The sequence below is a fragment of the Pseudomonas sp. 1L-E-NC-VB-C3 genome (assembly GCF_057291535.1).
This window is the reverse complement of sequence record NZ_JBXAWD010000006.1, coordinates 85,823-108,092: the sequence shown is the minus strand read 5'-3', so window position 1 is coordinate 108,092 and position 22,270 is coordinate 85,823. Positions and strand designations below refer to the sequence as shown.

Here is a 22,270-nt window from a genome sequence, read left to right as displayed (position 1 = left end):
CACCTAAATTAGCCGTGCAGCCACTCGTTCTTCCCAGATAGCAAAGGCCCCTGCGCCTGTACCTCGACGGCGAACCTGAATGAGATGGCAATGACAAAACCGCGTTGGAAAAAGGCTCTATTCATCGGCCTGCCGCTGGCCCTGGCGATCAGTGCCGGCGCAGGATTTCTGGCCTGGGATTACTGGAACAACCCCGGCTATCCGGTGAAGGTGATGAAACAGGCGACGGAGTTGCAGGATCGCCTGCTGTCGTTCGACAGCCACATCACCGTGCCGCTGAGTTTCGGCAGCCACGACCACGAAGCCGACAAGGATGGCTCGGGCCAGTTCGACCTCATCAAGGCCAATCGCGGACGCCTGTCCGGCGCGGCGCTGACGGTGTTCGGCTGGCCGGAAATGTGGAACGGCCCGAACGCCCCGCACCGTCCCACCGAGGGCTTTGTCGAAGAGGCGCGCAACCAGCAGGAAGTGCGCTACAAGATCATTTCCGGGATCGTCCGCGACTTCCCCAATCAGGCCGGCATCGCCTACACGCCGGATGACTTCCGCCGCCTGCACGGCGAAGGCAAGTTTGCGATTTTCATCAGCATGCTCAACGCCTACCCGCTGGGCAACGATCTGAGCAAGCTCGACCTGTGGGCCGGGCGCGGCATGCGCATGTTCGGTTTCAGTTACATAGGTAACAACAGCTGGGCCGACTCGTCGCGGCCGCTGCCGTTTTTCAATGATTCGCCCGACGCCCTCGATGGTCTGTCGGACATCGGCAAACAAGCGGTGCAGCGCTTGAACGATCTGGGCGTGATCATCGACGTGTCGCAAATGTCGACAAAGGCCCTCGAGCAAGTCGCCGAACTGAGCCGTACACCGCTGGTGGCCTCGCACTCGGCGCCACGGGCGGCGGTGGATATCCCGCGCAACCTCAGCGACAAAGAGCTGCAACTGATCAAAAACAGTGGCGGCGTGGTGCAAGTCGTCGCCTTCTCGCAGTACCTGAAACCGCTGACCCAGGGCACGCAGGACAAACTCAATGCGTTGCGTGCGCGCTTCGATCTGCCGCCACTGCCCAACCTAGCGATGGCACTGATGCCGGGCGATCCGATCATCACCGCCTGGTCGGAACAGAAGCTCGGCCAATACGCCAGCGGCCTCTACGCGATCCTCGAAGAAGAACCGAAAGCCACCCTAAAGGACTTCGGCGACGCCATCGATTACACAGTGCGCAAGATCGGTATCGACCACGTCGGCATCGCCTCGGACTTCAACGATGGCGGCGGCATCAAGGGCTGGGAAAACGTCGGCGAGATTCGCAACGTCACCGCCGAACTGCTGCAGCGCGGCTACTCCGAAGCGGACATCGCCAAGCTCTGGGGCGGCAACTTCATGCGCGTTTGGGATCAGGTGCAAAAAGCCGCGAAACCGGCGCTGGCGTCACGCCAGGAGGTGGCCCGGCCATGACCGATCGTCGCACTTTTCTCAAGCAGGCCAGCCTGCTCGCCGCCGCCCTGCCCCTGGGCGCCAGCCTGAGTGCTCCGGCGGCCATCGCTGCCGTGCCGACTGCGTCGCGAGACAAATGGGCGCAATTGCGTCAAATGTTCGATCAGGATCCCCAAGCGATTCACTTCGCCAATTTCCTCGTCACCTCGCATCCGAAACCGGTGCGCGAAGCGATCGAACGCCATCGCGCGGCGCTGGATCTGAATCCGGGTCTGGCGATGGATTGGGATCTGGGCGTCACCGAGAAGCGCGAAGAAAACGTGCGCCACTGGGCAGGCCAGTATCTGCAAGCCAAACCGGCGCAGATCGCCCTGACCGGCAGCACCACCGAAGGCCTCGCGATGATCTACGGCAGCGTGCAGGTGCGCGCGGATCAGGAAATTCTCACCACGGTTCACGAACATTATTCGACGCGCAACATTCTCGATTTCCGCAGCCGTCGTGACGGTACGCGCGTGCGCAAACTCAAGCTGTTCGAAACCCCGCAGAGCATTTCTCTGGATCAGGTACTCGACACGATCAATCGCAACATCCGCCCCGAGACCCGCGTGCTGGGCATGACCTGGGTGCATTCCGGCAGCGGTGTGAAGCTGCCGATCAGCGACATCTCGCGGCTGGTCGACGAGCACAACCGTCAGCGCGACGACAAGGATCGGCTGATCTACGTGGTCGATGGTGTGCACGGTTTCGGTGTCGACGACTTGAGTTTTCCGCAGATGAACTGCGACTTTTTCATCGCCGGCACGCACAAGTGGATGTTCGGCCCGCGCGGCACCGGCATCGTCTGCAGCCGCACCGAAGAACTGAAATACGTCAGCCCCAGCGTGCCGACGTTCTCCGAGGCCACGGCTTTCTCGACCATCATGACCCCGGGCGGCTACCACGCCTTCGAGCATCGCTGGGCACTGGACGAAGCCTTCAAGTTGCACCTGCAGCTGGGCAAAGCCGAGGTGCAGACGCGCATTCATCAGCTCAACAGCTACCTCAAGCAACGCTTGCAGGAGCACCGCAACATCGAATTGGTGACCCCGCTCGCCTCGCAGTTCTCCGCCGGTTTCACCTTCTTCCGGATCAAGGGCCAGGACAGCGATGAAGTAGCTGCCTGGCTGATGCAGAACCGGGTGATCTGCGACGCGGTCAGCCGCGACGTCGGGCCGGTGATTCGCACCGCACCGGGCTTGCTCAACAACGAAGCCGAAGTGGATCGCTTCATGGACATCCTCGGCACCAAGCTGCGTGCCTGATCCTCGATTGCCGTTTTCCTTTCAAAGAGACGACTCATGAAAAAGCCTCACGCGTCACTCACCTTCAAAGCCCTGCCCGCATTGGCGCTGAGCGCCCTCTGCGGCGCACTGATGCCCGGCACCGCGCACGCGGCGACAGCCCCCGCTGCGGGCAAAGTGTTCAAGGATTGCAAGGACTGCCCGGAAATGGTCGTGCTTCCGACTGGCAGCTACACCATGGGCACGCCGGACGATGAAGTCGGCCGGCAGCCCGACGAAGGCCCGCTGCACACGGTGACGTTCAGCAAACCATTCGCTATCAGCCGCTCGCAGGTGCTGGTGGGTGAATGGGACGCCTATGTGCGCGAAACCGGTAACAAGCCCTACGACTTCGATGACCGCCCCGGCCGCCGCTGCACCGCCGGCAAGCCCGAATTCAAACAGACGCCCCGCGACCCGGCGGTGTGCATGAACGTCGCAGAAGCCCAGGGCTACATCGACTGGCTGTCGAAAAAGACCGGCCACGCCTATCGCCTGCAAAGCGAATCGATCCGCGAATACGCCGCCCGGGGCGGCAGCACCGGGCCTTTCCCCTTTCCGTTCGATGAGGGCAAGGATTACCAGATCTCCAAACACGCCAACACCTATGGCGCAGCCGACGGCTACAACTTCACCTCGCCGGCCGGCACCTTCCCGGCCAATGCGTTTGGCGTGTTCGACGCCCACGGCAACGTCTACGAATGGACCGCCGATTGCTATCACCCGGACTACTCCGGCGTGCCCGCCGACGGTCGCCCATGGACCCAGGAAAACTGCGAACGCCAGGTCATGCGCGGCAACGACTGGGGCGAAGCGCCGATCTTCTCGCGCTCGGGCAACCGCAACAGCAGCTGGCCGACCAGCAAGGGCGACTGGCTGGGCTTTCGCGTAGTACGCGACCTCTGATCCCGCCCTCGACGAGCGCAGCCACGTCTGCGCTCGGTTAAAGAAACTCCGCAACCATTCGTTTTCCTTAAGTACCGGCACTCCCTCAGCATCGAAGCAGGAATCCTCCATGACCAAGCCTACGCGTGGGGCGATCAACGAATTGTTCGCCCTGCTCAAGCCCTTCCGCCTGATCGTCTCGGCGTCCATCGTGCTCGGCATGCTCGGCGGCCTGAGCGTCACCGTGCTGCTGGCGACCATCAACAACGCCCTGCATTCCGATGACGGCCTGACCCGCACCGTGGTGATGATCTTTGCCGGCCTCTGTGTCCTGGCCCTGCTGACCACGATCCTGTCGGACATCGGCACCAACTACGTCGGCCAGCACATCATCGCCAAACTGCGCAAAGAGCTGGGGGAGAAAGTCCTGTCGGCGCCGATCGACCAGATCGAACGCTATCGCAGCCATCGCCTGATTCCGGTGCTGACCCACGACGTCGACACCATCAGCGACTTCGCCTTCGCCTTCGCGCCGCTGGCGATTTCCATGACCGTGACCCTTGGTTGTCTCGGCTATCTGGCCATGCTGTCGTGGCCGATGTTCCTGATGATGCTGGTGGCCATCGCCATCGGCACCACCATCCAGGCGATTGCGCGGGCCAAGGGCATGCGCGGTTTCTACGCCGCCCGCGATTCCGAAGACGAACTGCAGAAGCACTACAACGCAATTGCCGAAGGCGCCAAGGAACTGCGCATTCACCGCCCGCGTCGCCAGCGCATGTTCGTCGCCGGCATTCAGAAAACCGCCGAGAAAATCTGCGATACCCAGATCAGATCGATCAACACCTTCGTCATCGCCAAGTCGTTTGGCTCGATGCTGTTCTTCGTGGTCATCGGCATGGCCCTGGCCCTGCAATCGCTGTGGCCGAGTGCCGACAAAGCGGTGATGAGCGGTTTCGTTCTGGTGCTGCTGTACATGAAGGGGCCGCTGGAGCACCTGATCAGCACCCTGCCGATCATCAGCCGCGCGCAGATTGCCTTCCGTCGCATTGCCGAACTCAGCGAACAGTTCTCCTCACCGGAGCCGCACCTGTTGCTGCAGGATCAGGGCAGCAAGCCAGCCGCCGTCAACAGCCTGGAACTGCGCAACGTGCGCTACGCCTTCCCTCCCGTGGAAGGCAGCGAGCCGTTCCGCCTCGGCCCGGTGAACCTGCGCATCGAACAGGGCGACATTGTGTTTATCGTCGGTGAGAACGGCTGCGGCAAGACCACGCTGATCAAATTGCTGCTGGGCCTGTACGCGCCGACCGAGGGCGAAATTCGCGTTAACGACAAGCCGATCACCGCCGTCAACCGCGATGATTACCGGCAGAACTTCACGACGATCTTCGCCGACTACTACCTGTTCGATGATCTGGTTCAGGGCGATCGTGAAGTGCCGCAGGATGCCACCCGCTACCTGGAACGTCTGGAGATCGCGCACAAGGTCAGCGTGCGCGACGGCGCGTTCAGCACCACTGACCTGTCCACCGGTCAGCGCAAACGCCTGGCACTGGTCAACGCCTGGCTCGAAGAGCGCCCGGTGCTGGTGTTCGATGAATGGGCGGCGGATCAGGACCCGACCTTCCGGCGGATTTTCTATACCGAGCTGCTGCCCGACCTCAAGCGTCTGGGCAAGACCATCATCGTGATTTCCCACGACGACCGTTACTTCGACGTCGCCGATCAACTGGTGCGCATGGAGGCCGGCAAGGTCAAAAGCGAACTGCAAACCGCTTGATCGAGGCAGCCGCGACCGGGCCGGAGAAAAAACTTTTCCGGTTTGCCGCGGCTTCCTCGTCTTAATGAGATGAATAAGAACCATTAACAACTATACCTGCCAAGGTCTTAACCTCATGTCCGCATCCCGTTTCATGCTTCGCCCTCTGACTCGAGCCCTGCTGATGCACGGCGCGACCCGCACACGCCTGGCCGGTAGCGGCCTGGGTCTGGCACTGACCCTCGCGGCAGCGCCGTATGTCCAGGCCCAGGAATGGACCCTGAATATCCCGGCCCAACCGCTGGCCCAGGCCCTGCAAACCCTCGGTCAGCAGACCAGCCTGCAAATCATCTACAGCCCGGAAAGCCTGCAAGGCCTGCGCTCCAGCGCCCTCAACGGCCGCTACCAGGATGACGAGTCACTGAAGGCGATGCTCAGCGGCACCGGCATTCGCTATCAGCGTGACGGCAACACCGTCACCGTGCTCGGCCCGGCCACCAGCGGCAACGCGATGGAACTGGCGCCGACCAACGTCAACGCCAACCGCCTCGGCGCCACCACCGAAGGCAGCAACTCCTACACCACCGGCGGCGTGACCATCGGCAAGGGCGTGCACTCGCTGAAGGAAACGCCGCAGTCGGTCACGGTGATGACCCGCAAGATGCTCGATGACCAGAACCTCAACACCATCGAACAGGTGATGGAGAAGACCCCGGGCATCACCGTCTACGACTCGCCCATGGGCGGCAAATATTTCTACTCGCGCGGTTTCCGCATGACCGGCCAGTACCAGTACGACGGCGTGCCGCTGGACATCGGCAGCAGCTACGTGCAGGCGGACAGTTTCAACAGCGACATGGCCATCTACGACCGCGTGGAAATCCTCCGCGGCGCGGCGGGCATGATGAAGGGCGCGGGCGGCACCGCCGGCGGCGTCAACTTCGTGCGCAAGCGCGGCCAGGACACCCCGCACACGCAGCTGTCGCTGTCGGCCGGCACCTGGGACAACTACCGCGGCCAGGTCGACACCGGCGGACCGCTGAACGACGCCGGCACTGTCCGTGGCCGCGCAGTGGTGACCCAGCAGACCCGTAAGTATTTCTACGATGTGGCTGAACGCCGCGACCAGATCTACTACGGCGCCCTGGACTTCGACCTCAGCCCCGACACCACCCTCGGTCTGGGCATGGCCTATGAAGACGTCGACGCCACCCCGTGCTGGGGCGGCCTGCCGCGCTACGCCGACGGCTCCGACCTGCACCTGAAACGCTCCACCTGCCTGAACACCTCGTGGAACAACCAGCGCAGCAAACGCGCCACCTACTTCGCCGACGTCAAACACCAGTTCAACGATGACTGGTCGCTGAAAGTCGCTGGCGTGTACTCGCGCAACACCCAGGACATGGAATATTCCTTCCCGAGCGGCACAGTGCCCTTGGGCGCGACCGCCACCAACACGCTGATGCTCGGCAGTACCTATGATTACGATCAGCGCGACTACGGTTTCGATGCTTACGTCGACGGCAAATTCGACGCATTCGGCCAGCAGCACGAACTGATCGTCGGCGCCAACGCCAGCCGTTCGCACAAGGACGACTTCTACGCGGTGGCGGCATTGCCACAGCGCCAGAACGTGTTCAACCCGAACCACAACATCCCGCAGCCGGATGAAAGCTACTACCTGGCCAACGCCTCCCGTGGCGGCCCGGTGGACATGCACATCAAGCAATACGGCGCCTACTCGATCGCCCGCCTGAAACTCGCCGACCCGATGACCCTGGTACTCGGCAGCCGGGTCAGCTGGTACAAATCCGACACTGACTCGGTGCAGTACTTCCGTGGCGAAGGCACCGAGGTCAACACCCAGTCCACCGAAACCGGCCAGGTCACGCCCTTCGCCGGCCTGCTCTACGACCTCAACGACAACCTGACCGCCTACGCCAGCTACACCGACATCTTCACCCCGCAAGGCTCGTACAAAACCATCGACGGCAGCACGCTCAAGCCGCTGATTGGCCAGAGCTACGAGCTGGGGATCAAGGGTGAGTGGTACGACGGTCGTCTGAACACCACGTTCAACCTGTTCCGCACCATCCAGAAAGACGCGGCCCAGGATGACCTGCGGTGCGAAGACAGTTCGTGCCAGATCAACTCGGGCAAGGTCCGCGCCCAGGGCTTTGAAGCTGAAGTCAGCGGTGAAGTGATCGACCGCCTGCAACTGTTGGCCGGTTATACCTACACCCAGACCAAGGTGCTGGAAGATGCCGATGCCACTCAGGATGGCGCGGTCTACAACTCCTACGTGCCGCGTCACCTGTTGCGCGTCTGGGGTGATTACGCCCTGAGCGGGCCGCTGGACCGTGTGACGATTGGTGCGGGTGTCAATGCGCAGACGGGCACCTACCGGGTTTCGCCTCTGGGCGGGGACAATGTCGACGGCGCGGGTTATGCGGTCTGGAACGGTCGCATTGGTTATCGGATTGATGACACCTGGTCGGTGGCGTTGAACGGCAACAACCTGTTCGACAAGCGTTATTACGCGACCATTGGTACCGAGGGGTTCGGTAACTTCTACGGTGATCCGCGCAATTTTGTGATGTCGGTGAAGGCTGATTTCTGATTTTTTGATTTTTTGATTTGAGCTGTGAGAGAGCCCCGCATTGTGAGATGCGGGGCTTTTTGGTTTTTGGGATTGGGGATTGGGGGGCATATCCGTTGCTGCGGGTGCTGCCGCTGGCGGTTTCGCTCTTACAGCGAGTCACCTTTTCCAAACGCCGAAAAGGTAACCCAAAAGGCTTTGCCCCGGCGTACGGCCCGCTCGCTGGAGCTCGGGGTACCTTCGTTACGGGACCGATCCGGGCGCAGCGGCTCCGGTTGGCTTCGCTGCACCTACACTCGCTGTGTACGACTGCGTCGTACGGTCGCTACGCTCCCACCCCCGGATCGATCCCGTAACGAAGCCTGCCGAAGGGGCAAAAGATCAAAAGCAAAAGCCAAAGCCAGATCAAGAGCCCCTCACCCTAGCCCTCTCCCAGAGGGAGAGGGGACTGACCGAGGTGTTTGGGCGAAACACGCCGACTTGCGATACCGAGTCGAATGCAGGTTTTGAACACCGCAAAAATCGGCTCCCTCTCCCTCGGGAGAGGGCTGGGGTGAGGGGCGAATCCAACACAGATCCAAAGCAGACCACACGCTTTTCACCACTCAACAATGAGCGTTAGCTCGAGTGCTTTTGATCTTGATCCACCGGCGACGTCGGAAGGCTGAGTGGAGGGATTGATCCGGGGGTGGGAGCGCAGCGACCGTTCGACGAAGTCGAACACAGCGAGTGTAGGTGCAGCGAAGCAAACCGGAGCCGCTGCGCCCGGATCGATCCCGCAGCGAAGGAACCCGAGCCTGCGAGGGCCGAACGCAGGAGCTAGCGTTTTTTGCTTACTTTTTTAGGCGCTTGTAAAAAAGTAAGTCGCCGTAAGGGCGAAACCGCCAGCAGCAACACCAAAAAAAACGGATATTCACCCCATCCAAAAAGCCCGCGCAAGCGCCCCACCCACCCTCGAATAAACCTCCAGAACCCCAGGCACCACCGCCCCCAACCGCAACAAATCATGAGTCAACCCGGCACAAACCTCGACCTCGACCTCGACCCCCTGCCCGCGCAGCCTGTCGACATAAGCCTGCCCCTCATCCAGCAACGGATCAAACCCGGCAAGCAGCACAATAGCCGGCGCAACCCCGCGCAGATCCTCCGCCAGCAACGGCGAAAAACGCCAATCCAGATAATCCTCCGGCCCACGCGCATAGTGCTGATAAAACCACTCCAGCGTGTCGTTCTCGAGCAGGTACCCCTCGCCAAACAACAGCCGCGAATCATGCACCCGCGAAGCATCGGTCACCGGATAACACAACAACTGCACCTTGGGCGCGATAGCCACCGTGTGCGGCCACCGCACTGCCTGAATCGCCAGCACCGTCGCCAACGTGGCACCCGCGCTGTCGCCACCAAACGCAACGCGCGAACCATCCAGGCCGAGGCTCGCAGCCTGTTCGGCCAGCCAGGCCAAAGCGTCCTCGCCATCCTCCAGCGCCGTCGGAAAGCGATGCTCCGGCGCCAGTCGATAACCGACCGAGAGCACCGCACACGGCGTGCGCTGGCAAAACTCGCGGCAGACGCCGTCGTGGGAATCCAGACTGCCAACCACGAACCCGCCACCGTGGAAATACACCAGCACCGGCAGCGGCGATTCAATACCGTTGGGCCGATACAAACGCAACGCCAGCGCCGCACCATCGCGGGCCAGTGTCTCAATCTCGCTGACTTCAAGATCCTGCGGCGCCGGCCAGCGCAGTTGCGCGGTGGTCTGCTCGAAGGTGGCGCGGGCCTCGCTCGGGGTCAGTTGGTGCATGGCCGGCAGGCCGGCGTCCTGGCTGTCTTGAGCGAGGTCGAGGAAAGCTTCCAGATCAGGGTGTAACGACATCGATAAAAATCCTTGTATCCGCAATAGGACGGGCGCGCCTGGGCAGCGCCCGCGCAAAAGACCGGGCGATCAACCCACCCGCGCCATGCAATGCTCGATCAACGCTTCAAGCTCGCGCTGGTAATCGCTCATCAGCGCATCCATGGTGCCGGCGCGGTAACGCTGGCTGCTGTAGATGCAGCGCAAGGCCAGTTGCCCGTCATAGACCTGGCCGACGATTTCAAGCCAGTTGCCCAGATTCGCCTTGAGGCTGTAGTTGTCGCCGGTCTCCTCCAGTGCCGGCACCAGCAACGCCTGTTCATCGAAGCTCTGGTCGAACTGCCCGAGGTAGTTGAACGTCACCCGTGCCTGCGGCAATGCAGCCAGTTGCGCCGAGATTTCCGGCCCGGCCAGATGACGCAGCACGCCATAGCCGATGCCCTTCTGCGGTACGCCCGCCAGTTGCGCCTGCACATCGATGATCGACTGGCCGATGTCATCGCTGTCCGGGCGCAAACGCACCGGGAACATGCTGGTGAACCAGCCGAGGCTGCGGCTCAGGTCGATCGATTCGAAGAGGTCTTCGCGCCCGTGCCCTTCGAGCAGAATCAACGCCGACGGTTGCTGGCTCCAGCGGCACAGGGCGCGGCTGAGCGCTGACAACAGCAAGTCGTTGATCTGCGTGCCGTACACCGCCGGGGCCTGTTTGAGCAGTTGTTCGGTGTGCTCGCGGGACAGCTTGAGCCGTGCCTGCGCCTGTTGCCGCACGAGGTTCTTGCCGCGCGGGTTGTCGCACGGCAGATCAACGCCGGGCTGATCCAGTTGCTCCAGCCAATAGCTCAATTCCTGCTCGGCAATCACTGGGGCCTGCGCCTGCAATGCCTCGGCAAACGAACGATAGCTGCTGGTGCGAATCGGCAGTTGCGGCGCCAGCCCCTGCACGCACGCCTCATAAGCGACTTTCAGATCGTCGAGCAGAATCCGCCACGACACGGTGTCGACCACCAGGTGATGAATCACCACCAACAACCGCGCCTGGCCATCCGGCAAGGCCACATGCATGACCCGCCAGACCGGCCCGTCATCGAGTTTGAGGCTGCGCTGCGCGAGGTTGGCCAAGGCTTCGACCTCTTCGCTGTTTTGCGCTTCACGGCGCCACAGCACAGCCTCGTCGGACGCGCTGCTGCTATAGCGCTGCAACCAGCGCCCGCCGTCATTGGAAAAACGCAGACGCAACGAATCGTGATGCTGTTCGATCAAGCCCAGCGCCTGTTCCAGGGCATCGAGATCCAGCGGCTGACGTGCGCTGAGCAGCAACGACTGGTTGTAGTGATGCGCCTCGGCCATGCCTTCGGCGAAGAACCATTGCTGGATCGGCAGCAAATTGAACGCACCCTCTGCGGCAACCTGAGTCTGGTCCGGCAACGCTTGCCCGGCGCCCTCCTTCGCCACTTGCTGCTCGACAATGCCGGCGATGGTTTGATAGCGCATCAGATCACGCAGCTTCAGCTCCATCTGCAGGGTCGGGTGGTTTCTCACCCGCGAGATCACTTGCAGGCTGAGGATCGAATCGCCGCCCAGTTCAAAGAAGTTATCGCTGATACCGACCTGCTCGACCTGCAACACCTGCGCCCAGATCTCGGCCAGCAAGGTTTCCTGCTCGGTGCGCGGGGCAACATATTCGTCGCTTTTGAACTCCGGCTCCGGCAAGGCCTTGCGATCGAGTTTGCCGTTGGGCGTGACCGGGAACGCGCTCAGGCAGACGATCTGCGCCGGCACCATGTATTCCGGCAGCGAAGCGCGCAGCCCGGCCTTGAGTTCATCGCCGATGTCTTCACCGCTGGCGGTGACCACGTAACCGATCAGTTGCTTGCCGGAGGCATTGTCGCGGGCAATCACCAGCGCATCGCTGACCGCCGGCAACTGACGCAGGCTGGCCTCGACTTCGCCCAGCTCGATGCGGAAGCCACGCACCTTGACCTGATGGTCGATACGCCCGACGTAATCGACCACGCCGTCCGGGCGACGACGCACCAGATCGCCGCTGCGGTACAGGCGTTCGCCCGGGGCAAACGGGTTGGGCACGAAGCGCTCGCCGGTCAGGTCGGGGCGTCCGTAGTAACCACGGGCGACGCCGTAACCGCCGATGTACAACTCACCGGCAAAACCCGGCGGCAGCGGATTCAGATCGTCGTCGAGCACGTACAGCGAACGCGCACCGACCGCGCGACCGATCGGCGCGTATGCCGCTTCGCACTGCTGGCTGATGGCGACTTTCCAGAGCATCGGCGTGACCACGGTTTCGGTCGGGCCATAGCCGTTGGTGAAGTACTGCGGACGCAACGCCGCTTTCACCTGTTCGAAAGTCTGTTCCGGCACCGCGTCGCCACCGAAGCAGTAGATGCGTACCGGTGGCGGTGCAATGCCGCTGGCGGCGGCGTACTCGGCCAGTTGCTTGAGATAGGCCGGTGGGAAGCAGGCGATGGTCACGCCGTAATCGTGCAGGGCCTGATAGGTCTGCTCCGGGGTCCACAGGCATCCGTCACGGATCACCAGACGACCGCCGCTGTACAGCGTACTCAGCCAGCGTTCGTGAGCGCCGTCGAAAGCGAAGGACATGAAGTGCAGCTCGCAACTGCTCGCGTCCATATCGTACAACTCGGCGATCGCCTGGCAGTGCATGCTCAGCGGTCCCTGAGTCACGGCCACGCCTTTCGGCCGCCCGGTGGAACCGGAGGTGTAAACCAGATACGCCAGGCTCTGCTCGTGAACATCGCAGACCGGTGCGGCATCGCTGTAAAGACTGCGATCGAGCTGATCGATTTCCAGGCGCAACACGCCATGCGGCGCCGGTAACGTCGCGCGCAGGCTGGTTTGCGTCAGCAGCAGGGCCATGCGCGAATCTTCGATCATGTACGCCAAGCGCTCGGGCGGATAATCGATGTCCAGCGGCACGTACGCCGCACCGCTCTTGAGCACGGCGAGGAAGCTCACCAGCATTTCCAGCGAGCGCGGCAACGCCACGCCGATCACCACTTCCGGCCCGGCGCCGTGGGCGATCAGGCACTGCGCGAGTCGATTGGCCTGCCGCTCCAGCTCTGCGTAGGTCAGGCTTTCACCGGCGCACTGCACTGCGATCGCATTCGGTTGCTGTTGCGCATGACGGCTGATCAGCTCCGGCAACAGGCGCGGTTCATGGCGGTGCGCCGGCTCGGCGCTCCAGGTCTGCGCCGCTTGCCATTGTTCGGCGGACAGACGCTGCAAATTGCCCAGTCGCTCATACGGCGCGGCCATCATCGCCGCGAGGGTGTTTTCCAGGGTCAGGCGAATGCCTTCTACCGCCTCGGCGCTGAAGTGGCTGCGCAGGTACAGGTACTCGATCGACAACTCGTCGCCGAGCATCACCGCAAGGTCCATCGGCACGTTGGTCACGCCGTGGCCGATGGATTTGCCGAAGGTCAGCTCTGTGTCGGTTTCTTCCTGCAAGCGCTCGTCGATCGGGAAGTTCTCGAACACCACGATGCTGTCGAACAGCGCCTGACCACCGAGGTTCGACCAGCGCTGCACATCGGCCAGCGGTGCCTGGGAGTAATCGCGAATGTCGAGGTTGTACGCCTGCACTTCGCCCAGCCAGTCGGCCAGGCGCTGATCGGCCTGCGGCGTCTGAATGATCGGCAACGTGTTGATGAACAGGCCGAGCATGTTGCCGACGTTCGGCAGACTTTCCGGACGCCCCGATACGGTGGCGCCGAAGGTCACCGTCTGCTGGCCGGTGTAGCGTTGCAACAGCAGCAGCCACGCGCCCTGGATCAGCGTGTTGGGGGTGATGCGCAAATCACGGCAGAACTCCAGCAGGCGCGCGGTTTGCGCTTTGTCCCAGTTCGAATAGATAGCATCGTGACCAGTAACGTCGGCACTATGACGCGGGTGCATCGCCTGACTCAGCGCGGTCGGTTCGTTGACCACCGCCAGACGCGCTTTCCAGAACAGCTCCTGGGCATCCTGATCCTGCGCCTGCAACCAGGCAATAAAGTCGCGATAGCGGCCATTTTCGCCAGTCACCTCGCCCGTGGAGTAGTACTGCAAGACCTCGCCGAACAACCGCGAACTGCTCCAGCCGTCCATCAGGATGTGGTGACTGGTCCAGATCATCTGGTACTGCTCGTCGCCCAGCTGCAGCAGGGTCACCCGCTGCAAACGCGCCTCGGACAAGTCGAAGCCCAGCGCGCGGTCGGCACTGGCAAATTCGGCAATCGCCGCCTCGCTGCAGTCCTGCCCACGCCAATCGAGCACCTGCATCTGCAACGGCGCTTGGCGATGCACGACCTGCAACGGCTTGGCCAGCCCATCCTGCCAATGGAAACTGGTGCGCAGGATCGCCTGCCGCACAATGATGAATTCCCAGGCCTGGCGGAAACGCTCCACGTCGAGGCCCTTGATCGGCAGGCTGACCTGTTGCACATAGAGGCTGCTGCCGTTATCAGACAGGGTGTGGAAGAGCATGCCTTCCTGCATTGGCGACAGCGGATAGACATCTTCGATCAGCTCCGCCGGCACCGGCAAGGCATCGAGTTGCGCCTGATCCAATTGCGCCAACGGGTAGTCGCTGGCGCTGGCGGATTGCGCGTCTTCAAGCGAAACCACTGCGGCCAGTTTCTGCACCGTCTGCTGCTGGAACAGGTCTTTGGGCGTGAAGCAAATGCCCTGCTGCCGCGCGCGGCTGACCAGTTGAATCGAGATGATCGAATCGCCGCCGAGGGCGAAGAAGTTGTCGGTCACGCCGACCTGCTCGATCTTCAGAATGTCCTGCCAGACCTCGGCCAGCTGCTGCTCCAGCGGCGTCGACGGCGCGACATAATCGCGTTGTGCCTGTCTGGCATCCGGTGCCGGCAAAGCCTTGCGATCAAGTTTGCCGTTGGGTGTCAGGGGCAATTGTTCGAGGAACAGCCACTGCGCCGGCACCATGTAATCCGGCAGATGCGCCTTGAGCGCGGCTTGCAGCGCAGTGCTCAGCGCGTCCAGTTGCGCAAGACTCTGATCAGCCTCCGCCGGCACCACATAAGCCACCAGTTGCTGGCCGCCAACGCCGTCCACCGCCAGCACCACGCCTTCGCGCACGCTGGCCTGGGCCAGCAGACGCGCTTCGATTTCCCCCAGTTCGATACGGAAGCCGCGCACCTTGACCTGATGGTCGATGCGGCCGACGTATTCGATACGGCCGTCATCCAGCCAGCGCGTCAGGTCGCCTGTGCGGTACATACGCTCGCCGTTGCTCGCCAACGGGTTGGGCACGAAACGTTCGGCGGTCAGGCCCGGGCGCAACAGATAGCCACGGGTGATGCCCTCACCGGCCAGATACAGCTCCGCTGCGATGCCGAGCGGTGCTGCCTGCAATTGCCCGTCGAGCAGGTACGCGGTGGTGTTGCGCAGTGGCCGGCCGATATTGGCCTGGCCGCCGAGTTCGCGACGGGTCCAGGTCGAATACGTGGTGTCTTCGGAAGGCCCGTACAGATCGTAAACGTGGGCGACCGAAGTCTCGCGGTACAAGGTGTCAACCAGCGCCTGTTTGAGCGGCTCGCCGGCCAGATTGATGATGCGTACGCCCGGCGGGATCTGGCCGATGCGTTGTAGCGCGGCAATCGCCGATGGCACGGTGTTGATCAGGCGCACCTGATCACGCTCGGGCAAGTCCGCCAGCTCCAGAGCATTGCGTGCGATGACCATGGATCCGCCGCGCGCAAGGGTGACGAAAATCTCCCACACCGACAGGTCGAAGCACACCGACGTCGAGGCCAGTACGCCTTGCAGATCGTCCTCGCTGTAGACCTCGGCGGACCACTGGATCAGCGCCTGTACGTTGCGATGGGCGATGGCCACGCCTTTCGGTTTGCCGGTGGAACCGGAGGTGTAGATCACGTAGGCCAGATTGGCCGAGTCGGCGCGCGCCGGCAGGTTGTCCGGTGCCTGCGCGGCGAACGCCTCGCCACCGGCCTCGACCAGCACCACGTGTGCTTCGCTGGACGGCAGTTGCGCCAGCAACGCTTGCTGGGTCAGCAGGACTTTCGCCTGGCTGTCATCGAGCATGTAGGCCACGCGGTCGGCCGGGTAGTCCGGGTCCAGCGGCACGTAGGTGCCGCCGGCCTTGAGCACCGCCATCAGGGCGATCACCAGTTCCGCCGAACGCGGCAGCGCCACGCCGACGCGCACTTCGGCGGTGACACCCAGCGTCACCAGATGCCGGGCCAACTGGTTTGCGCGGCGGTTCAGTTCGCCGTAGCTCAGGGCCACGCCGGCATGACTCAACGCCAGTGCCTGCGGATGCGCTGCGACCCTTGCTTCAAAGCTCTGCGAGATCAACCGCTCGGCCGGATAAGCCGCGTGATTGTCGTTCCACTGCGCCAGCGTCTGACGCTCGGCCAGCGGCAGCAGACCGATCTCGCCGAGTGCCCGTTGCGGCGCCTCGATAAATTGCTCCAGCACTTCACGCAGATGCGCGGCCAGAGCGAGCACGCTGCGTTCGGCAAAGTGCTCGGTGAGGTAGTTGAAATCGAGGTTGAGCACTTGGCTGGCGCCGGCGATCAGGGTCAGACCGTAGTTGGTCTGCTCGCGATGCTCCAGACCGGAAAAACGCAGCCCGCCCGGATTGGCCTCCAACGCATCGGACACCGGATAGTTCTCGAACACCAGCAAGGTGTCGAACAACGCTTCGCCACTCAACGCCGCCAGACGCTGAATGTCCTGCAACGGCGTCTGTTCGTAGTCACGCAGCAACAGGTTCTTGTCCTGCACGCAGCGCACCCAATCGCCGACGCTGAGGCTGGCCTGCGGGCTGGCGATCACCGGCAGAGTGTTGATGAACAGCCCTAACTGTTCTTCGATGCCCGGCAAATCCACCGGCCGCCCGGATACCGTGGCGCCAAACGCAACGGTGGCCTGGCCGGTGTAGCGCTGCAACACCAGCAGCCACGCTGCCTGCACCAGACTGTTGAGGGTCACCTGTTGCTGACGGGAGAAGGTGTTCAGACGCTGGGTCAACGCTTCATCGAAATGCAGACGATGCATCTGTTTGCCCGGCCCCGGCACGGTGCGTCCGTGGCAGGCCGAGGCCAGTCGGGTCTGCTCGTCGAGTTCGGCCAGTTGCCCGCGCCAGAATTCCTGTGCCCCAGCCTTGTCCTGGCCTTGCAGCCAGACCAGAAAATCGCGGTAGCGGCCCTGCGCGCTCGGCACCGGCTGGCCGGCGTAATCCTGCAGCACTTCGCCGAACATCCGCGAGTTGCTCCAACCATCCATGAGGATGTGATGGCAGGTGAAAATCAGCCGATGGCGATCGTCGGCAGTGCGCAGCAGGCACAGACGCAACAGCGGCGGATTCTGCAGATCGAAGCCGCGCTCGCGGTCGGCCTGCGCCCGCGCCTCAAGCACCGCCGGCAGATCAGCGGCATCGCGTACATCAACTTCCGGCATTTCCAGGGTCAGTTGGCGATTGATCACCTGCAACGGTGCATCGAGGCCATCGCGGCCCCAGATGAAACCGGCGCGCAGCACTTCATGGCGGTCGACCACGCGCTGCCAGGCTTGCTGGAACCGCGCGACGTCGAGGCCGTCGATGTCCAGCAGCATCTGATAGACGTAGGCGCTGGCATCCGCGTCGTACAGGCTGTGGAACAGAATGCCCTGCTGCATCGGCGCCAGCGGGTAGATGTCCTCGATGCGCTGGGCGGCGATCGGCAGGCTGTCCAGATGCGCCTGGGACAAACCGGCCAGCGGCACGTCGGACGGAGTCAGCCCCCCGGAATGACTGAGGCAGTGGTCGATCAATTCGCTCAGCGCCACTTCGTAGGCACGGGCCAAACCGACAATGGTCGCCTCTTCGAAAACGTCGCTGCTGTAGGTCCAGGTCAGGCTCAACTGGCCCTGATAAACCCGGCCATCGATGGTCAGCCAGTTGGCCATCGGCGCGTTCGCGTCCTGACCGGCGCCCTTGTCCTCGGTGGCCGGCCGCCACAAGGCGTCTTCATCGAAGTTGTTATCGAACTGGCCGAGGTAGTTGAACGTCACCTGCGGTTGCGCCAGTTCATGGAGTGCCGCTTGTGCTTCGGCGGTGCCGAGATAACGCAGCAAGCCATAGCCAATGCCCTTGTTGGGGATCGCGCGCAGTTGCTCCTTGATGCCTTTGATCGAGGTTTCCAGGCTGGCGTTTGGCGTCAGGCGCACCGGGAACATGCTGGTGAACCAACCCACGGTGCGGCTCAGGTCGATGTCATCGAACAGGTCTTCGCGGCCATGGCCTTCGAGCTGCACCAACGCGCTGTCGCTAGCGGTCCACTCGCAGAGCACCCGCGCCAGTGCGGTCAGCAGCAGGTCGTTGACCTGAGTGCGGTAGGCCGCCGGGGCCTGTTGCAGTAACTGGCGAGTGCGTTCGGCGTCCAGCCGCGTGTCGACGCTGCGTTCGAAGCGGTTGTTCAACTGGCCCTGCGGATTATCCAGCGGCAAACCGAGCGGAACGTCGCGCAACTGCTCGCGCCAGTAGCTGAGTTCGCTGCCCAGCGCCGCGCTGCGCGCATGTTCTTGCAGGCGCAAACCCCAGTCCTTGAACGCGCTGGTCTTGGCCGGCAGATGCACGCTCTGTCCGCTGCTGATCTGCTGATAGGCGTTCTGCAGGTCTTCGAGCAGGATCCGCCACGACACGCCATCGACCACCAGGTGATGAATCACCAGCAACAGACGCTGACTGGCGTCCGGCATATCGATCAGCGCCGCGCGGATCAGCGGGCCGTTGTGCAGGTCGAGGCTGCGTTGCAGGTCAAGGCACAGCGCTGGCAATGCCGCGCCGTCGTCCAGCGTGAAAGTACGCAACAACGCTTGTGGCTGATCCGCCGCGCCGTGGCTTTGCTGCCAGCCCTGCTCGGTTTGGCGATAACGCAGACGCAAGGCGTCATGCTGTTTTTGCACCTGCGCCAGGGCCTGTTGCAGCGCCGCGGCTTGCAGGGTGTTTGCCGGAGTCAGCAGGATCGACTGGTTCCAGTGATGCCGCGCCGGGATGTCGCTGTGGAAGAAATACTGCTGGATCGGCGTCAGTGGCGCATCGCCAAACACTTCGCCCTGCTCCGTTTGCACCGCGTCGCTCTGTTGCGCGACGGTGGCCAGACGCTGCACGGTCTGATGCTGAAAAATGTCCTTGGGCGTGAAGCGAATGCCAGCCTGCCGAGCGCGGCTGACCACTTGAATCGAAATGATCGAATCGCCGCCCAGCTCGAAGAAATTATCGTGAAGCCCTACCCGCTCGACCTTGAGCACGTCCTGCCAGATCTCCGCCAGACGCTGTTCCAGTTCGCTGCGCGGCGCCACGTAGGCTTCTTGCACCTGCGCAACGTCCGGCTGCGGCAGTTGCTTGCGATCGAGCTTGCCGTTGGCGGTCAGCGGCAGTCGGTCGAGGAACGCCCAACTGACCGGGACCATATAATCCGGCAGGGTTTCGCGCAGGTGCGCCTTGATCGAATCGCGCAGCGCGCCCTGCTCGTCCGCATTCAAAGTCTCGACGGGCACCACCCAGGTCGCCAGTTGCTGGCCGCTGAGGCCGTCCACCGCCAGCACCACCGCTTCGCGCACCTGTTGATGCTTGAGCAATTGCGCTTCGATTTCGCCGAGCTCGATGCGGAAACCACGGATCTTCACTTGGTGGTCGATACGACCGATGTACTCGATCACCCCGTCGCCGCGCAGCCGTGCGAGGTCGCCGGTACGGTACAGGCGCTGGCCGGCGTTGCGGTTGAACGGGTCGGGCACGAAGCGGGTGGCGCTCATTCCGGCCTGATTCAGATAACCACGGGCCAGACCGGCGCCGGCGATGTACAACTCGCCGATGCAGCCTTGCGGCACCAGGTTGAGCGAACTGTCGAGCAAGTACCACGACAGGTCGACAATTGGCGCGCCGATCGGGCTGCTGTGATTGCTGTGCAGATCGGCCAGCGACAATGGCCGGTAGGTCACGTGCACGGTGGTTTCGGTGATGCCGTACATGTTGATCAGCGTCGGCGTGCGGTCGCCAAAACGTTCGAACCACGGGCGCAGATTCTGTACTTCCAGCGCCTCGCCGCCGAACACCACGTAACGCAGGGTATTACTGCGGCTCGACTCGCAGGCGACCTGCATCAACGGCTTGAACGCCGACGGTGTCTGGTTCAGCACCGTGACATTTTCATCGCACAGCAGCGTGTAGAAATCCTCTGGCGAACGGCTGACATCGTGGGGCACCACCACCAGTTTGCCGCCGTACAGCAGCGCGCCAAAAATCTCCCACACCGAAAAGTCAAACGCGTAGGAGTGGAACAGCGTCCAGCTGTCCTGCGCGCCGAAATCGAACCAGTGCGCGGTGGCGCTGAACAGGCGCATGACGTTGCCGTGCGGCAGCAACGCGCCCTTGGGTTTGCCGGTGGAACCGGAGGTGTAGATGACGTAGGCCAGATTGTCCGGCGTGGTCAGGCATGGCGGGTTACTCGAGATGCCGTGTTCCGGCGCCTGATTCAGATCGAGGCAGACCAGCCCCGGCGGCAGCGGCAATTGCCCGAGCAAATGGCCTTGGGTCAACAGCAATCGAATACCGCTGTCGTCGATCATGTAGCTCAAGCGCTCATCCGGGTAGCTCGGGTCCAGCGGCACATAGGCGCCGCCCGCTTTCAGCACCGCGAGAATGGCGACGATCATGTCCAGCGAACGCTCCACCGCCACGCCGACGCGCACGTCCGGGCCGACGCCCTGCTCGAGCAGCGTATGCGCCCACAGGTTGGCGCGGCGATTGAGTTCAGCGTAGGTCAGGCGTTGTCCTGCGAAGGTCACGGCCACCGCGTCGGCATGCCGCTCGGCCTGGGCCTCAATGGCTTGCTGGATGCACGGCGTCAGCGGTTGTTCAATCAGCGACGGATTCCATTGCGCCAACAGCTGTTGCTGCTGGCCGGCGTCGAGCATCGGCAATTGGCCGATGCACCGGGTCGGCTCGGCGACGATCGCCTGCAACAGCGCGGTCCAGTGTTGCGCCAGGCGCTCGATGGTCGCTGCGTCGAACAGGTCGGTGGCGTACTTGAGTACCGCTTCGATGCCGTGCGCCTGTTCGGTAGTGTTGAGGGTCAGGTCGAATTGCGCGGTCTGGCTCTGCCATTCCAGCGGTTCGATGTTCAGGCCGTTAAGGCGCGTCGCAACGCTCGCACGGCGCTCGGCCTGGTGGTTGAACATCACCTGGAACAGCGGACTGTGGCTGAGGCTGCGGCCCGGCTCCAGCGCTTCGACCAGTTGTTCGAAGGGCAAGTCCTGATGCGCCTGCGCCTCCTGGGCGGTCTGTTTGACCTGACGCAGCAGTTCGACAAACGGCAGCTCTGCGTCGATGTCCGCCTTGAGCACCTGGGTGTTGACGAAGAAGCCGATCAGGCGCTCGATTTCTACCCGGCCACGGTTGGCCACCGGCACGCCGACACGGATGTCGCTTTGCCCGCTGTAGCGATGCAGCAAGGCCTGAAACGAAGCCAGCAGCAATACGAACAGGGTGACGTTTTCCTGCCGGGCAAACGCTTTGAGGGCATGGCTCAGCGCCGGGTCGAGAATCAGGTTATGGCTGGCGCCGGCGAAGCTTTGATCGACCGCGCGCGGGCGATCCAGCGGCAACTCCAGCACCGGTTGTTCGCCGCCGAGTTTTGCCTGCCAGTAGGCCAGTTGTCGCTCCTGCTCACCGGCCTCCATCCACTGGCGCTGCCACAAGGCGTAATCGGCGTATTGAATCGGCAGCGCCGGCAGACCGGCGTCGTGACCGAGGTTGAAACCGGCATAGAGCTGCACCAGTTCCTCGATCATCACTTGCAGCGACCAGCCATCGGAAACGATGTGATGCAGGGTCAGCACCAGCACATGCTCAGCGGGGTTGACCTGCAGCAGCGCGGCTCGCAGCAACGGGCCGTGCTGCAGATCGAAAGTCTTCTGGCTCTGGGTCTGGACGAAAGCCTCGATCGAGTGCTCCGGGTCATTCGCCAGATCAGCGCTCAGGTTGTGAATATCGAGGGTAAAAGGTCCTGCGGGCAGGACCACTTGCAAGGGTTGCGCGCTGTCTTGAGAGAACACCGTGCGCAAGGTTTCGTGGCGCTCGATCAGCGCCGCAATGCTGCGTTCCAGTGCCGGCACATCCAGCGGCCCCTGCAAGCGCAGGGCCGTCGGAATGTTGTAGGCCGCGCTGTGCGGTGCCCACTGCCACAGGAACCACTGGCGCTGCTGAGCGTAGGACAGCAGCAGCGGCTCTTCAGCCGCGCGCTTGAAAACCGGGGCAATGTCAAAGAGGTTGACGCCTTTCTGCTTGAGCAGAACCGCCAGAGCCTTTCTTTGCTTAGCCGAAAGTTGTCCTACCGACTCGATTAACTCTTGCACGCGTTTTTCCC

The 22,270-nt window shown here is 62.7% G+C and carries 7 protein-coding genes; 5 read left to right on the top strand and 2 right to left on the bottom strand.

Annotated elements, in window-relative coordinates; translation table 11 throughout:
* The first annotated feature begins 90 nt into the window (after positions 1-90).
* The 5 genes from pvdM (at position 91) to AC0Z5Z_RS11920 (ending at position 8,020) form a co-directional block, all read left to right on the top strand.
* Positions 91-1,455, top strand: a complete 1,365-nt coding sequence (pvdM, locus tag AC0Z5Z_RS11940) for a pyoverdine-tailoring dipeptidase-like protein PvdM (protein ID WP_095179475.1) — start codon at positions 91-93, stop codon at positions 1,453-1,455.
* Positions 1,452-2,738: a pyoverdine-tailoring periplasmic protein PvdN gene (pvdN, locus tag AC0Z5Z_RS11935; protein ID WP_485611136.1), complete on the top strand. Its 1,287-nt coding sequence runs from the start codon at positions 1,452-1,454 to the stop codon at positions 2,736-2,738. The genes pvdM and pvdN overlap by 4 nt, the downstream gene beginning before the upstream one ends.
* 36 nt (positions 2,739-2,774) lie before the next feature.
* A complete protein-coding gene (pvdO, locus tag AC0Z5Z_RS11930; RefSeq protein WP_252885681.1) occupies positions 2,775-3,662 on the top strand; it encodes a dihydropyoverdine dehydrogenase in 888 nt (295 codons plus the stop codon).
* A 109-nt stretch (positions 3,663-3,771) separates the two neighbouring features.
* Entirely contained in the window at positions 3,772-5,421 is a 1,650-nt protein-coding gene (locus AC0Z5Z_RS11925) for a cyclic peptide export ABC transporter (RefSeq protein ID WP_485611135.1), read from the top strand.
* Between the two features lie 115 nt (positions 5,422-5,536).
* The gene (locus AC0Z5Z_RS11920) at positions 5,537-8,020 is read left to right on the top strand and encodes a TonB-dependent siderophore receptor (RefSeq protein WP_177342708.1); all 2,484 of its coding nucleotides are present in this window, start codon (positions 5,537-5,539) and stop codon (positions 8,018-8,020) included.
* An 892-nt stretch (positions 8,021-8,912) separates the two neighbouring features.
* On the opposite strand, the gene AC0Z5Z_RS11915 is transcribed toward AC0Z5Z_RS11920, so the two are convergent.
* Positions 8,913-9,875, bottom strand: coding sequence for an alpha/beta hydrolase (locus tag AC0Z5Z_RS11915; RefSeq protein WP_485611134.1), 963 nt, complete (start codon positions 9,873-9,875; stop codon positions 8,913-8,915).
* Positions 9,876-9,944: 69 nt separating this feature from the next.
* Positions 9,945-22,259, bottom strand: coding sequence for a non-ribosomal peptide synthase/polyketide synthase (locus AC0Z5Z_RS11910; RefSeq protein ID WP_485611133.1), 12,315 nt, complete (start codon positions 22,257-22,259; stop codon positions 9,945-9,947).
* Between the last annotated feature and the right edge of the window lie 11 nt (positions 22,260-22,270).

What these genes read in the sequence shown, in the direction of transcription:
- pvdM (WP_095179475.1), top strand. Translation starts at nt 91, where the DNA reads ATGACAAAACCGCGTTGGAAAAAGGCTCTATTCATCGGCCTGCCGCTG.
- pvdN (WP_485611136.1), top strand. Translation starts at nt 1,452, where the DNA reads ATGACCGATCGTCGCACTTTTCTCAAGCAGGCCAGCCTGCTCGCCGCC.
- pvdO (WP_252885681.1), top strand. Translation starts at nt 2,775, where the DNA reads ATGAAAAAGCCTCACGCGTCACTCACCTTCAAAGCCCTGCCCGCATTG.
- AC0Z5Z_RS11925 (WP_485611135.1), top strand. Translation starts at nt 3,772, where the DNA reads ATGACCAAGCCTACGCGTGGGGCGATCAACGAATTGTTCGCCCTGCTC.
- AC0Z5Z_RS11920 (WP_177342708.1), top strand. Translation starts at nt 5,537, where the DNA reads ATGTCCGCATCCCGTTTCATGCTTCGCCCTCTGACTCGAGCCCTGCTG.
- AC0Z5Z_RS11915 (WP_485611134.1), bottom strand. Translation starts at nt 9,875, where the DNA reads ATGTCGTTACACCCTGATCTGGAAGCTTTCCTCGACCTCGCTCAAGAC.